The sequence below is a fragment of the Pseudomonas sp. 1L-B-1-E-C1 genome, from assembly GCF_057291835.1.
On record NZ_JBXAWN010000010.1, the window covers coordinates 51,225 to 65,991 of the forward strand.

Consider the following 14,767-nt stretch of genomic DNA (forward strand, 5'->3'; position numbering starts at 1 on the left):
TTTCAATATGGTCGGGGTAAGGGGATTCGAACTCCTGACATCCTGCTCCCAAAGCAGGCGCGCTACCGGACTGCGCTATACCCCGGTAAAAAAAAGGCGACCTTTCAAAGATCGCCTTCTTCGATCAGCGCTTTTGGCCTCTGATCTTAAGATTCGATCCCAGCGCGAACTGGTTTCAAAAATGGTGGGTCGTGTGGGATTCGAACCTACGACCAATTGGTTAAAAGCCAACTGCTCTACCAACTGAGCTAACGACCCAAATATGGTCGGGGTAAGGGGATTCGAACTCCTGACATCCTGCTCCCAAAGCAGGCGCGCTACCGGACTGCGCTATACCCCGATTTGAAATTGGCTCCGTGACCAGGACTCGAACCTGGGACCCAATGATTAACAGTCATTTGCTCTACCGACTGAGCTATCACGGAACTACATATTTCAAGTTACAACGGTGAAGCTTGTTGCTTCTCGACACCCTTTCGCATCGCTGCGTTCGTGTGTCTGAGGCGCGCTATTCTACAACCTAGAACACCTCTGTCAACCCCCTAAATTGCTTTCAAGTTAATGATTTGCAACTTATTTCAGATTCCAACCCGGTGGGTTGAAACGCTGCCGGTGACTGACTGCGGGGCGCACTTTACAAGCCTTTTCCTTTGAGTTCAACAGCCTGGCGAAAAAAAGGCCTCGCAATGCGAGGCCTTCCCGGTTTCATTGCCGCTGAGGCTTAGCCGAAAACGATTTCGTCGTTCTCGACCTTGCCGGTGGCGGTGTCGCCAGGCATGAAATGCCCCGACAGGATCAACTGCGCCAGCGGATTTTCGATCCAGCGCTGAATTGCCCGTTTCAAAGGACGCGCGCCATACACCGGGTCGTAACCGACGGCGATCAGCTTGTCCATCGCTTCCGGGCTCAACTCCAGCTTCAACTCGCGCTCGGCCAGACGACTGCGCAGACGACCCAACTGGATTTCGGTAATCCCGGCGATCTGATCGCGCGCCAGCGGCTCGAAGATCACCACTTCGTCGACGCGGTTGATGAACTCAGGACGGAAGTGCGAGGTCAGCGCGTCCATCACAGCAGCGCGCTGCGCCTCGCGATCACCGACCAGCTCCTGGATCTGCATCGACCCGAGGTTGGAGGTCATCACGATCACCGTGTTGCGGAAGTCCACCGTACGCCCGTGGCTGTCGGTCAGACGGCCATCCTCGAGCACTTGCAGGAGGATGTTGAACACATCCGGGTGCGCCTTTTCGACTTCGTCCATGAGGATCACCGAGTACGGCTTGCGACGCACCGCTTCGGTCAGATAACCGCCCTCTTCATAGCCGACGTAGCCCGGTGGCGCACCGATCAGACGAGCCACGGAATGTTTCTCCATGAACTCGGACATGTCGATCCGCACCATCGCCTCTTCCGTGTCGAAGAGGAATTCGGCCAGCGCCTTGCACAGCTCGGTTTTACCGACACCGGTCGGGCCGAGGAACATGAACGAGCCGCTCGGACGATTCGGGTCGGACAACCCGGCGCGGGAACGCCGCACGGCGTTGGCCACGGCCACGACTGCCTCTTCCTGACCGATCACCCGTTTGTGCAACAGGCTTTCCATCTTCATCAGCTTGTCACGCTCGCCTTCGAGCATTTTCGACACCGGAATGCCGGTCCACTTCGACACGACTTCGGCAATTTCTTCTTCAGTTACCTTGCTGCGCAGCAATTGGTTCTCGCTCTTGCCGTGCTGGTCGACCATTTGCAGGCTGCGTTCCAGATCCGGGATCACCCCGTACTGCAACTCGGCCATGCGGTTCAGGTCGCCTTTGCGCCGTGCGGCTTCCAGTTCCTGTCGCGACTGTTCGATCTTCTGCTGAATCTGCGCAGAACCCTGCACTTCGGCTTTTTCCGAGTTCCAGATTTCTTCCAGATCGGAGTACTCACGCTCGTGACGCTCGATTTCTTCCTGGAGTTTTTCCAGGCGCTTCTTCGCCGCGTCGTCGCTCTCTTTCTTCAGCGCCTGGGATTCCACCTTCAGTTGAATCAGGCGCCGCTCGAGACGATCGAGCACTTCCGGCTTGGAGTCGATCTCCATGCGGATACGGCTGGCGGCCTCGTCGATGAGGTCGATGGCCTTGTCCGGCAGCTGCCGGTCAGTGATGTAGCGATGGCTGAGCTTGGCCGCGGCGATGATCGCGCCGTCGGTGATCGCCACTTTGTGGTGGACCTCATAACGTTCCTTGAGGCCACGCAGGATGGCGATGGTGTCTTCTTCACTCGGCTCGTCCACCAGGACTTTCTGGAAACGCCGCTCGAGCGCCGCGTCCTTCTCTATATATTGGCGGTACTCGTTGAGCGTGGTCGCGCCGACGCAGTGCAACTCGCCGCGGGCGAGCGCAGGCTTGAGCATGTTACCCGCGTCCATCGAGCCTTCGCCTTTACCGGCGCCGACCATGGTGTGCAGTTCGTCGATGAACAGAATGATCTGCCCTTCCTGCTTGGACAGCTCGTTGAGCAAGCCTTTGAGGCGCTCTTCGAATTCACCGCGATACTTGGCGCCAGCAATCAGCGCGCCCATGTCCAGCGATAGCAGGCGCTTGCCCTTCAGGCCATCCGGCACTTCGCCGTTGATGATGCGCTGAGCCAGGCCTTCGGCGATGGCGGTTTTACCCACGCCAGGTTCACCGATGAGGACCGGGTTGTTCTTGGTACGCCGTTGCAGAACCTGAATGGTGCGACGGATTTCGTCGTCACGGCCGATCACCGGATCGAGCTTGCCGTCTTCGGCACGCTTGGTCAGGTCGACGGTGTACTTGTCCAATGCCTGCCGCGACTCTTCGTGGTTGGCGTCATTCACCGCTTCGCCGCCGCGCAGGTTGTTGATCGCGTTTTCCAGGGCTTTCTTGCTCACGCCTTGGCCGAGCAGCAACTTGCCGAGCTTGCTGTTCTCGTCCATCGCGGCGAGCAGCACCAGTTCGCTGGAGATGAACTGGTCCCCTTTCTGCTGGGCCAGACGGTCAGCCTGATTGAGCAGGCGCGCCAGATCCTGCGACATGTTCACGTCGCCGGTCGGGTTCTGGATTTTCGGTAATTGGTCGAGCTCTTTGGTCAGCTCTTTACGTAAGCTGTTGACGTCGAAGCCTACTTGCATCAGCAGCGGCTTGATCGAACCGCCCTGCTGTTCAAGCATGGCCTGCATCAAGTGCGCCGGCTCGATGGCCGGATGATCGTGGCCAACCGCCAACGACTGGGCGTCGGACAGGGCCAACTGCAATTTGCTGGTTAAACGGTCTATACGCATGGGTCACCTTCCTTTTGAGCAGGCCGGACCTAAGAAACCATCCTGAATAAAGAAACCTGCCAGATACCGCTATAGATGCGGTCGATTCTGCAAGATTCAAGCGTCGCAGGGTTGATACAGGTCAGGCAAGTCTAGCGGGTGAGCCAAACGAGGGAGGCGAAGCGACCGGTGCGCGACGCACGGCGATAGGAAAAGAAGCGCGGATCGCTCACGGTGCAGAAACCGCCCCCATAAACAGCGGTAACACCACGCTTAGCCAGACGCAGGCGCGCCAGTTGATAGATGTCAGCCATGAACTTGCCGGCATTGCTGCTCGGCGCGAAGGCTGTCGCCGCTTCCGGCAACTGATTGACGAAGACTTCGCGTACTTCCGCGCCGACTTCAAAGGCTTGCGGGCCGATGGCCGGGCCGAGCCAGACCAGAACGTCTTCCGGCGCAACATCGAGGCTGTCGAGGGTGGCTTCAAGTACGCCCGCCGCCAAGCCACGCCAACCGGCATGGGCTGCTGCAACCCGGGTGCCGGCACGATTGCAGAACAAGGCCGGCAAGCAGTCCGCTGTCATCGCCGCACAGGCGATTCCCGGTGTTGCCGTCCAACTGGCGTCTGCAGTCGCAACGATGCCCGGATCAGCATGGGCAACGGTAATGCCGTGCACTTGCTGCAACCAGGCAGGCTGTATGGCGAAGTGATCGGTCAAACGGCGGCGATTTTCGGCCACCGCCTCTGGACGATCATCGACGTGATCACCCAGATTGAGGCTATCGAACGGCGCCTCACTGACACCGCCCTCGCGGGTGGTGACACAGGCCCTGACGCTGGCCGGCGCGGGCCAGTCCGGCGTCAGCCAGTTCATCCGACGAAGGCCTCGCGATCCTGCTTGAGCAAGGTCAGCAGCCAGACGAAATCTTCCGGCAGCGGCGATTCCCAGCTCATCCGCTCACCGCTCGTCGGGTGATCGAGTTCAAGGAAGCGCGCATGCAGGGCCTGACGCGGGAAGTGCTTGAGGGATTCAACCATGGTCGGGTTGGCCGCTGGCGGAATGCGGAAACGCCCGCCGTAGGCCGGGTCGCCGACCAACGGGAAGTTGATGTGCGCCATGTGCACCCGGATCTGGTGGGTCCGACCGGTTTCCAGCTTCACCCGCACGTGGGTGTGCGAACGGAAACGCTCGAGCACGCGGTAGTGGCTGACGGCAGGCTTGCCGCCCTCCATCACTGCCATGCGCTGGCGTTGCTGGCCGTGACGACCGATCGGTGCGTTGATCTTGCCACCGGCGGTGACCACACCAATGACGATGCACTCGTAGATGCGGCTGACGCTGCGGCTCTGCAATTGCGCGACCAGCTTGGTCTGCGCCTGAATGGTCTTGGCGACCACCATCAGACCGGTGGTGTCCTTGTCCAGACGATGCACGATACCGGCACGCGGGACATTGATGATGTCCGGCACATGGTGCAACAAAGCGTTGAGCAGGGTGCCATCGGCGTGACCGGCAGCCGGGTGCACCACCAGGCCTGCAGGCTTGTTGATCACCAGGATGTCGTCGTCTTCATAGACGATATCGAGCTCGATATCCTGGGCGATCCACTCGCCCTGGGCTTCCTGCTCGGCAGTCAGCTCAAGGACGGCACCGCCATGCACAATGTCGCGCGGACGGATCACCGCCCCGTCCACAGTCAGGCGGCCTTCTTTGATCCAGGCGGAAAGGCGCGAGCGTGAGTGCTCAGCGAAGAGTTGGGCGGCGACTTGATCGAGGCGTTGGCCGCCCAATTCGGACGGCACCTCTGCGCGAAGTTCTATTTTATCGGACATGCTCGGACTGGGCGTCGGCACAGCCTTTGGTTTCGGCTGCGCGCTTGTGGTTAAATACGGCGTCTTTTGCCCCGAGGCTTTTCAACGGGGCGCTCATCATAACAGGACGGCCCCGCCCAAGACAGCGGCCGTCATAGGGACGCAAGCCGCCATGCAAGTGAAACACCTGCTGCTGATCGCCATCCTCGCATTGACCGCTGCTTGCTCATCGAAGGAAGTCGTAGACGAAAACCTCAGCGAAGCCGAGCTGTATCAGCAGGCTCAGACTGATCTGGACAACAACAGCTACACCAGCGCTACAGCCAAGCTGAAGGCTCTGGAGTCGCGTTATCCGTTCGGTCGCTACGCCGATCAGGCTCAGCTGGAGTTGATCTACGCCAACTACAAGAACGCCGAGCCGGAAGCCGCAAAGTCCGCCGCCGAGCGTTTCATTCGTTTGCATCCGCAGCATCCGAACGTGGATTACGCGTATTACCTCAAGGGTCTGACCTCGTTCGATCAGGACGTCGGCCTGCTGGCGCGCTTCCTGCCGCTGGACATGACCAAGCGTGACCCGGGCGCCGCCCGTGACTCGTACAACGAGTTCGCGCAGCTGACCAGCCGCTACCCGAACAGCCGCTACGCGCCGGACGCCAAGCAGCGCATGATCTACCTGCGCAATCTGCTGGCCGCCTACGAAATCCACGTCGCTGACTACTACCTGACCCGTCAGGCTTATGTAGCCGCTGCCAACCGTGGCAAGTACGTGGTCGAGAACTTCCAGGAAACCCCATCGGTCGGTGACGGCCTGGCGGTGATGACCGAAGCCTACCAGCGTCTGCACCTCGACGATCTGGCGGCCACCAGCCTGGAAACCCTCAAGCTCAACTACCCTGATCACCCGAGCCTGCAGGACGGCCAGTTCGTGCCACGGGTCGCCGAAGCCGACAACCGTTCGTTCCTGAGCAAGGCGACGCTGGGCCTGATCGAATCCCGTCCACCGCTTCCGCCGGGCGAAACCCGCGCCAACCAGGACGTGCAGAAGCAGTTCCAGGACGCGAAAGACGCGATCCCGAACGAGCTCAAGCCTAAAGACGAAAACGGCGACGTGATCGAAGAGCCGGAGCCGGAATCCAGCGACACTGACCGCTCGTGGTTCAGCTACATGACCTTCGGCGTGTTCGACTGATCACATCGGCGGTACGAAAAAGGGAGATCTGCAGATCTCCCTTTTTTATTGCCGCGCTTTAATAGGCTGTGCGCTGCTCGGGTCCTTGGCTAAACTGCCGGATCATCAGTCGAAAAGCCGCTCATCATGCTTCGTTTATTGTTCTGGATTGCCCTGATCTTCGCCGCCATCTGGCTCTGGCGCAAATTCAAGGCCCCTGCCTCGTCCACCCGATCCCCGCGCGAACAGGACGCTGCGCCGATGGTGCGTTGCGCCCATTGCGGCGTGCACCTGCCGCGCGACCGCGCCCTGGGCAATCAGCAACAGTGGTATTGCAGCCAGGCTCATCTTGAGCAAGGCCCGGGCGCCAGTGGTCGCTGAGACCGCCAACGCCGACCAGAAACAGGCGCAGCGTCTGCTGCGCCTTTATCACCTGTACCGTTTAAGTGTCGGCATCACCTTGGTGCTGCTGATCTCAAGCAACATGGACAACAGCCTGCTGACGTCCGCCAACGACGATTTGCTACGCGGCGGCAGCTGGCTGTACCTGATCATCAATATGCTGCTGGTGGTGTTCCTCGAAAACACCCGGCGCCCGGCGCAACTGTTCGCCCTGGCGCTGATCGATGTGCTGCTGTTGTGCGGTCTGTTCTACGCCGCGGGCGGCGTGGCCAGCGCGCTGGGCAACTTGCTGGTCGTCTCGGTGGCGATCAGCAACACCCTGCTGCGACGGCGCATCGGCCTGCTGATTGCCGCCATTGCGGCGATCGGCATTGTCGGCCTGAGCTTTCTGCTGGGCCTCAACCATCCCCTCAGCGCCAACGCCTACCTGCAAGCGGGCACCCTCGGTGCGCTGTGCTTTGCCGCCTCGTTGCTGGTGCAAGGGCTGATCCGGCGCCTTGAGCTCAGTGAGACCCTGGCCGAACAGCGCGCCAGTGAAGTGGTTGGCCTGGAGGCGCTGAATGCACTGATCCTGCAACGCATGCGCACCGGCATTCTGGTGCTCGACGAACAGCGCCGGGTGCAACTGGCCAATCACAGTGCGCAGAGTCTGCTTGCACATAGCCACCTGCAAGGTCATCTGATTGACGATTACTCGCCCGCGCTGGTCGATCGTCTGCAACTGTGGCGCAACAACCCGACCCTGCGCCCGCAGAGCCTGAAAATTCCCGGCAATGGTCTTGAACTGCAGCCTAGCTTCATCGCCCTGGAGCAAAGCCCTAACCAGCAGACGCTGGTGTTTCTCGAAGACCTGGCGCAAATCACCCAACAGGCGCAGCAACTCAAGCTCGCTGCGCTCGGGCGTTTGACCGCCGGCATCTCTCACGAAATTCGCAATCCACTGGGCGCGATCAGTCATGCCGCGCAGCTGTTGGCCGAGTCCGAGGAACTCGATAGCGCAGATCGGCGTCTGACGCAGATTATTCAAGACCACTCCCAGCGCATGAATCGAGTCATCGAAAACGTCCTGCAACTGTCCCGCCGTCAGCAAAGCGCACCGCAACGGCTGGACCTCAAGCCGTGGCTGGAAAACTTCGTCGGCGAAACCCGCGAGCAGGCCAACGAGCGCCAGCACATTCATCTGCGGATCAATTCGGGAGATTTCACCACGCTGATGGACCCCAACCAGCTGCGGCAGATTCTCGACAATCTGATACGCAACGCCTGGCGGCACAGTGCCCAACTACACGAGCAGGCCGAAGTCTGGCTGGCACTGTTCGTCGATCCCGACAGCCAATTGGCAGTGCTCGAAGTGCAGGACAATGGCCCCGGCGTGTCGGCCGATGAACAGGCGCATCTGTTTGAACCGTTCTTCACTACAAGCAGCCAGGGCACCGGTCTTGGCCTTTATCTGTCCCGTGAGCTGTGCGAAAGCAACCAGGCACGCCTAGACTTCAAATCACGCCAAGGCGGCGGCTGCTTTCGCATCACCTTTGCTCACGGACGGAAACAAAGTTGAATAAAAGCCCACGGCAAAAAATTCTTATCGTCGACGACGAACCGGATATCCGCGAGCTCCTGGAAATTACCCTGGGACGGATGAAACTCGAGACCTTCAGCGCACGCAATCTGGGCGAGGCTCAGGCGCTGTTGCAGCGCGAGCACTTTGACCTGTGCCTGACCGACATGCGCCTGCCCGACGGCACCGGGCTGGAGCTGGTGCAACACATCCAGAAAAGCAACCCGCACCTGCCGGTGGCAATGATCACCGCGTACGGAAACCTGGAAACGGCTATCAATGCGCTGAAGGCCGGGGCATTCGATTTCCTCACCAAACCGGTGGAGCTGCCGCGACTCCGCGAGTTGGTCAGTTCGGCCCTACGCATGCCGACGGCGGCCGGCCTGAGCACGGCAATCGAGCGAAGGCTGCTGGGTGATTCGCTGCCGATGGCCAATTTACGCAAGCAGATCGATAAACTTGCGCGCAGCCAGGCGCCCGTTTACATCAGCGGCGAGTCCGGCAGCGGTAAAGAACTGGTTGCGCGCCTGATCCACGAACAGGGCCCGCGCGCCAGCCAGCCATTTGTGCCGGTGAACTGCGGGGCAATTCCGTCGGAGCTGATGGAAAGCGAATTCTTTGGCCACCGCAAAGGCAGTTTCACTGGTGCCGTCGAAGACAAGCCGGGGCTGTTCCAGGCGGCCCATGGCGGCACTCTGTTTCTCGATGAAGTTGCCGATCTGCCGCTGTCGATGCAAGTGAAGCTGCTGCGGGCGATTCAGGAAAAAGCCGTGCGCAGCGTCGGCGGCCAGCAGGAAACGGTGGTCGACGTGCGCATCCTTTGCGCCACGCACAAAGACCTTGAGGCCGAAGTCGCGGCCGAGCGCTTTCGCCAGGATCTGTATTACCGGCTCAACGTCATCGAACTGCGCGTACCTTCCCTGCGCGAACGCCGCGATGACATCGAGGCGCTTGCCATGCACGTGCTCAAGCGCTTGGCCAAAGACACCGGACAACCGGAAGCGCGGCTGCACCCGCAAGCGCTGGAAGCGCTGAAGAACTATCGCTTTCCCGGCAATGTGCGCGAACTGGAGAATGTCCTCGAACGCGCGCACACCTTGTGCGAAAACCGCATGATCGACGCGCAGGATCTGCGTTTGAGCGAAGGCAACTGCACAGCGGATGGGGCGTTGGCCGATCTGACGCAGATCGACAATCTCGAGGATTATCTGGAGAGCGTCGAGAGGAAGCTGATTCTGCAGGCGCTGGAGGAAACCCGCTGGAACCGTACGGCGGCGGCGCAAAGGTTGAGTCTTTCGTTCAGGTCGATGCGCTATCGGCTGAAGAAATTGGGCTTGGATTAGATCGCAAAGATCGCAGCCTTCGGCAGCTCCTACAGGGAACGCATTCCATTGTAGGAGCTGCCGAAGGCTGCGATCTTTTGACCTTGCTCTAGAGGCGGCCCTCAGGCGCATACGGCGCCGGATCAATGATCGGCGCCCGTCCCAGCATCACATCGGCAAACAACTGACACGACGCCGGCGCCAGCACCAGCCCGTTGCGGTAATGCCCGCAGTTCAGCCACAAACCCTCGAACCCCGGCACCCGGCCAATAAACGGAACGCCTTCCGGCGACCCCGGTCGCAGCCCGGCCCAGTGCCCCACCACCTCGGCATCCGCCAGCGCCGGCAACAACTCGATGGCCGAGGCCTTGAGGCTTTCCAGCGCTATGTCGGTGGGGGTCTTGTCGTAGCCTTCGTGCTCCAGCGTACTGCCGATCAAAATATGGCCGTCGCGACGCGGGATCGCATAACGCCCCTTGGCCAGCACCATGCTCGGCAGAAAATCAGCCGCGCACTTGTAGAGAATCATCTGGCCTTTGACCGGCTCGACCGGCAGCGTCAGGTTCAGCGTCTTGAGTAGATCTCCGCTCCACGCCCCCGCCGTCAGCACAATCTGCTCGCCGCTGATCACGCCAGTGGAGGTCTGCACGCCGACCACGCGCTCCCCCTCGCGGACGAAGCCACTGACTTCGCATTGCTCATGAATCATCACGTTCGGCAGCGCCAGCAACGCGGCCTTCAGCGATTTGACCAGTCGTGGATTGCGCACGTTGGCGACATCGGCCATATAGATCGCCCGGCTGAAACCACTGCCTAGCACCGGCACCGCGTCATGCGCCGCCGAGATATCCACAGCCCGCAGTGGCCGGTGTTCCCGCTCGGCCCAGGCCAGCGCTGCGGCTTCATCGTCCAGATCCAACCAGTACAGGCCGGTAGTGTGGACTTCAGGATCGACCCCGGTGCCGGCAAACAAGCGCTCGCCGAGCTGTGGATAAAAATCCTGCGACCAATGCGCCAGCGCAGTAACCGCCGGGCTGTAGCGCCACGGATACAGCGGCGAAACAATGCCGCCGCCGGCCCAGGACGACTCCTGGCCGACATTCGAGCGGTCCAGCAGCACTACGCTGCGCACTTCGGAGGCGAGATTGTAGGCAGTGAGCAGGCCAATTACCCCGCCACCGACAATCACCACTTGCTGTTGCCTGGTCATGTTTGATCCAACCGTAAAAAAGACAGTGGGCGCAAAAGGCGCCCGGAAGAGAGTGCGTCAGCGGCCCCAGCAATCCTTGGTGGTCACTCCGGTGGTCGCGTTGTTCATGCTTCGCACGCCGGTGTTGGTCAGGGTGAAATCCCCGCACTTGTCGGTGGCCATAGCCGAACCGGTTTTACGCGTCGCGGTGAGCACGAAGGTCTGGTCGGTCAGCGTTGGGGTGATGGTGTAGAAATCATTGCCCGTGCTCAGCCCGGTGACGCCGGTGTAGACATTGTTGCGGGTGTAGAAGCGTTCGAGGGTCTGCGCCTGCTCCGATAGCAGCGAGACCACTTCGGCGCGACGGCCCTTCTTCACGTATTCGTTGTAGCTGGGAATGCTGATGGTGAGGATGATCCCGATAATCGCGATGACGATCATGATTTCGATCAGGGTAAAACCTCGGCTGGTTTTGCGCATGCCTCAAATTCTCGCTTACTGGATTTGTCGCCACATGATACGACGGCTGCCGCCGCCACCCTTTTCCACAACGGTGGTGATGACGCCACTGGTGTCGCTCACGAGCTTGGTCTTGGCATCACTGGAGATGACGTTAAGGGTCGGGATGCCACCGGTGAATACCACGCCACTGGATATCGTGTCATTGCCATCAACCAAACGGTCGCCGTTGGTGTCGATCACGGCGTAGTTGAGCATCTTACCGTTGAACGCATCCAGTTCGACCAACCTGCCCGTGCCAAAGCTCGAACAAGGGTCAGTGGTATCGACGCTGGCAGTGGTAAAAACAACTCGCCCCAACACCAGACTGGCCTGGTTGATCACGCGCTCGCCGGTCAGCACGTTGTTGTATACCAGCGGCAAATACCAGCCTTTTTCTCCCGGATACGTCGTTTCATTCTGGCTGGTGGTCAGGAATTGCCCGGAACTGCCGGAGAACGAACCGGTTATCGCCTGCGCCTGCAAATTGCTGACGGTGATTTGTCCGGCTCCACCTTCTGCATCCCAGATTGAATAGAACGCCTGCAGATCCTTGTTGGTCTTGTCGGCGGTTTCGTTGAACTTGCCGGTGCCAAAGAACACCTGCTTGCCGCCCTGTGGGTTATCCGCCAGCAGCGGTTGCGCGGTGATCGGCTGCGTTGCCCCACCCGGGGCGGTGAACAATGGCTTGCCCGCGAACGCCACACCCCAGCTTTCCGGCGCCGTCGCGCTCAGGTCGAATTTCCACATGCGTCCCTTGAGGTCTCCACCGTAGACAGCCTGCACCACGTTCGAGGAATTGACCCGGAGCTTCACCGATGACAGACCGTTGCTGGTTTCCGTGCTGTCGATCACGATTTTCCTGATCAGCGAACCATCCAGCGCATCCAGCACATACAAAGCCGCAACCCCCGAATGGCTGCCGTAGCCATTGGCAATGAAGGTCGCCCAGCGACCGTTGGCCAAGCGTGCCACTTCCGGACGGGCGTAGGCGTAACCCAGATCATTGAAAGCATTCGCCGTGTTGGCGGTCACCGGCGCACTGACTTCCCACAGTGCCCTGATCACGTTACCTGCCGAGGCATCGAACAGTTGCAGCCCATAGAAGGTTTTGCCGCCGGCCCCCGTTCCGCCAATGGCCAGGGTTTTCCAGGTGGTACCGGACTGTGCATCGAATACGCCGACCTGACCATCCACCAGAAACTTGTGGCTGACGCCGTTGACGTAGTTGGTGTCCGCGATCAGCCGCAAGGAAGGCAGCACGCTGGAAGGCATGTACGCATAACGACGGGTGCCGTTCGCCGAATTGATCACGTTGACGAAACCGTCGTTGGCGTTCACCACCAGACTGGTGTTCATGTTCGCAGCCTTGGTCGTCAGGTAGTTGGTGTAACTGCTGTCACCTGTCAGATCGGATGCGGTCTTGTCCGAAGGCGCCGCGAGCACCAGCGGCGAATTGATGATGTCGCCGAGCAGCACACTGCGCACCTTGAGCCCGGCCTTGTTGGTGCCCTTGCTCCACTCCACCAGATCATTGCCGGTGATTCCGGTGGGCAGGCCCTGATTCAGCGTGGTCTGCTGGGCTGGGGAAAAGCTGCCAAATGCCAAGGCAATCGGCGCATTGCTCGCGGTGTTCCATGACTGAAAAGTCGGCGCCGTGGCAGCGGGCACGATCGTGGTGTCGGTCGACCATTGCGCCGCCGAGGTATTTACCGTGCCGGTCGAGGTGAAGCCGAACGACCTGATCGTGCCGCGCCAATCCTTGGGATCGTAGGTGGTCTGGTAAAAACTGCTGCCACTGGTCAACGTGCTGCTGCTGGCGACGCCGGCACCACCGGAGCCGGCCTTTGAGGTGATATCGCTCAGTGCCGACGACAATGCCGCATTGAGCCCGGAGCTGTCGGTCGCCTGGTAGTACCTGCCCTGCCCATAACTGGCGGCGTCGGACAACATGTCGTTATCCGCAGCAAAACCGACGGTGTAGGTGTTCATGTTCTGCCGGGGAAAATCCACCGCGTTCCAGCTCTTGCCGGCGGCGTCGGTGCCGGTCGAGCGCATGTCGATGTCGAAGGCAAACTTGGCAATGTCATCCAGATACAGCGTGTCGCCTTCACCGTCACCGTTGAGGTTGTCGCCGTCATTATTCACGCCATCCCAGTTCGGCAAGCGGCTGCCACCCAGTGGATCGTTGGTGGGGAAAGTACGATCGTAAGTCGGCAAGCCGTCGGTAATCACCACGCCGTAGTTTTTCTGGCAACGATATTGAATCGGGCTGGTATAGGTCGCCGGCGTGCCGTTGTAATACGGCGCCAGGCCACGCATATAGCGAGTGACTTCGTAATAGCTCTCGGCCAACGGTGTATTGGCCACCGCGTTCAAGCCGTTGATCGATGAAATCAGCGCATTGTAGTTAGCGTCGGCCTGGGCCTGGGTCACGCTGCCGGTGACCGGCGACAGATCGGTGATCGAGCGGGCAATGAAGCCGCCATTGCCCGGGTTGGTGCTGGTGGCCGGATTGAACGTCGACAGGCCCATGCGCAAGGTGCGGTTGCTGCTCACCAACGCGGTGGAAACGTTGCGCGCGACGTTCATCCGGTAATCGTTGGGAATCGCCCCAGTGGTGAAATCGCGGGTGCCGTTGCTGTTGGCCAGGCTGACTATGTAGGAAATGTAATCGCCGGAATAACGGGTGTTCTCGTTGCCTACCGGGTCGGGGAGCTTGAGGCACAACGGCGCCACACTGTTGTTGTAGAACGCATAGGCGCCTCCCGAGCAACCGGAGGTTGGCAGGCTCGATAGAAACACCGTGTCGCCAGTAATCTGCGGCGCATTGAGTGCAGAGCACAAGCCGAGGAAGGCATTGCACTGTCGGGCGGGAGTGCGATTGACATTCGGGTCGAATCCGGCAGCGTAAATGATGCTGTTCATACTCCCTGAATCGTCGATCAGCAGCATCACGTTTGGCGCCACGGCAGCCGCACTCAGCAATGGCGAATCGGAAGGCGTGAAAGCCCAGGCCGGCGCCGCCAGATAGAAACTCAGGAGCATGCCGACCAGCAGCGAGGCGCCGCGCTCAATACTTCGCATAGACACTCTCCACCACGCTACGCGAATTTCCGGCGATGCCGACCGCAGTGACGCGATACAAGGTTGCCGAGGTGTTGCTCGGCACGTTCACCGCGGTCAGAGTCGTTCCGATGTTCTGCACCCCGTAAAAGCCATTACCGGCGGCGATCCAGGTTACCCCGGAGGTCGAATTGAAGCCGGCCGAATTGACCACGGACGACTCCGCCGGCGGTAGACATGTTGTGCCGCTACACACTGCCAGCGAGTAACTGTCCAGTTGCACCGCGCTTTCGCCAATACGCAGCGCCGCTTCGGCAGCCTGGAATGATTGATTGCGCAGGCTTACGCTGCCGGCCATTTTTTCCTGCAGGTTGGCGCTCTGCATCGAGGACAAACCGATCAAGGTAAGCAACAGCAGAAACACCAGACTGACCAGCAAGACCATGCCGCGTTGTGCCTGACGTTGCTGCAAGGAAATCCTCATCG

The 14,767-nt window shown here is 60.1% G+C and carries 11 protein-coding genes and 4 tRNA genes; 4 read left to right on the plus strand and 11 right to left on the minus strand.

Annotation, left to right across the window (positions count from 1 at the left end; translation table 11 throughout):
* Positions 1–8 precede the first annotated feature (8 nt).
* The 7 genes from AC0Z4S_RS18085 to rluD form a co-directional block, all read right to left on the minus strand.
* Positions 9–85: transfer RNA gene (locus AC0Z4S_RS18085), tRNA-Pro, on the minus strand.
* A 97-nt stretch (positions 86–182) separates the two neighbouring features.
* Positions 183–258 (minus strand) — tRNA-Lys (locus tag AC0Z4S_RS18090).
* A 5-nt stretch (positions 259–263) separates the two neighbouring features.
* Positions 264–340, minus strand: a tRNA-Pro gene (locus AC0Z4S_RS18095).
* 9 nt (positions 341–349) lie between these two features.
* Positions 350–425, minus strand: a tRNA-Asn gene (locus AC0Z4S_RS18100).
* Between the two features lie 296 nt (positions 426–721).
* Positions 722–3,286, minus strand: coding sequence for an ATP-dependent chaperone ClpB (gene clpB / locus AC0Z4S_RS18105; RefSeq protein WP_016773142.1), 2,565 nt, complete (start codon positions 3,284–3,286; stop codon positions 722–724).
* A gap of 131 nt (positions 3,287–3,417) precedes the next feature.
* A complete protein-coding gene (pgeF, locus tag AC0Z4S_RS18110; protein WP_485624027.1) occupies positions 3,418–4,140 on the minus strand; it encodes a peptidoglycan editing factor PgeF in 723 nt (240 codons plus the stop codon).
* On the minus strand, positions 4,137–5,099 hold the full coding sequence (gene rluD, locus AC0Z4S_RS18115) for a 23S rRNA pseudouridine(1911/1915/1917) synthase RluD (protein ID WP_016773140.1): 963 nt from the start codon (positions 5,097–5,099) through the stop codon (positions 4,137–4,139). Before rluD ends, pgeF begins: the two co-directional genes overlap by 4 nt.
* A gap of 151 nt (positions 5,100–5,250) precedes the next feature.
* On the opposite strand from rluD, the gene AC0Z4S_RS18120 reads away from it, so the two are divergent.
* The 4 genes from AC0Z4S_RS18120 to AC0Z4S_RS18135 all read left to right on the plus strand — a co-directional run bounded on the left by AC0Z4S_RS18120 (position 5,251) and on the right by AC0Z4S_RS18135 (position 9,549).
* The gene (locus AC0Z4S_RS18120; protein ID WP_016773139.1) at positions 5,251–6,267 is read left to right on the plus strand and encodes an outer membrane protein assembly factor BamD; all 1,017 of its coding nucleotides are present in this window, start codon (positions 5,251–5,253) and stop codon (positions 6,265–6,267) included.
* Positions 6,268–6,393: 126 nt separating this feature from the next.
* Positions 6,394–6,627, plus strand: a complete 234-nt coding sequence (locus AC0Z4S_RS18125) for a PP0621 family protein (protein ID WP_253495992.1) — start codon at positions 6,394–6,396, stop codon at positions 6,625–6,627.
* Positions 6,617–8,206 carry a sensor histidine kinase gene (locus tag AC0Z4S_RS18130; RefSeq protein ID WP_485624208.1) on the plus strand — a complete coding sequence of 530 codons (1,590 nt, stop codon included), beginning with the start codon at positions 6,617–6,619 and terminating at the stop codon, positions 8,204–8,206. Before AC0Z4S_RS18125 ends, AC0Z4S_RS18130 begins: the two co-directional genes overlap by 11 nt.
* On the plus strand, positions 8,203–9,549 hold the full coding sequence (locus AC0Z4S_RS18135) for a sigma-54-dependent transcriptional regulator (RefSeq protein ID WP_485624029.1): 1,347 nt from the start codon (positions 8,203–8,205) through the stop codon (positions 9,547–9,549). Before AC0Z4S_RS18130 ends, AC0Z4S_RS18135 begins: the two co-directional genes overlap by 4 nt.
* An 88-nt stretch (positions 9,550–9,637) precedes the next feature.
* Here AC0Z4S_RS18135 and thiO read toward each other — a convergent pair whose 3' ends face one another.
* The 4 genes from thiO to AC0Z4S_RS18155 are packed head-to-tail and all read right to left on the minus strand — an operon-like array spanning position 9,638 to position 14,765.
* Entirely contained in the window at positions 9,638–10,738 is a 1,101-nt protein-coding gene (thiO, locus tag AC0Z4S_RS18140) for a glycine oxidase ThiO (protein ID WP_485624030.1), read from the minus strand.
* Positions 10,739–10,795: 57 nt separating this feature from the next.
* A complete protein-coding gene (locus AC0Z4S_RS18145) occupies positions 10,796–11,197 on the minus strand; it encodes a type IV pilin protein (RefSeq protein ID WP_485624031.1) in 402 nt (133 codons plus the stop codon).
* 15 nt (positions 11,198–11,212) lie between these two features.
* A complete protein-coding gene (locus AC0Z4S_RS18150) occupies positions 11,213–14,302 on the minus strand; it encodes a pilus assembly protein (RefSeq protein ID WP_485624033.1) in 3,090 nt (1,029 codons plus the stop codon).
* Positions 14,289–14,765 (minus strand): pilus assembly PilX family protein, encoded by a 477-nt coding sequence (locus tag AC0Z4S_RS18155; protein ID WP_485624034.1) that lies wholly within the window; start codon positions 14,763–14,765, stop codon positions 14,289–14,291. The genes AC0Z4S_RS18150 and AC0Z4S_RS18155 overlap by 14 nt, the downstream gene beginning before the upstream one ends.
* Positions 14,766–14,767 lie beyond the last annotated feature (2 nt).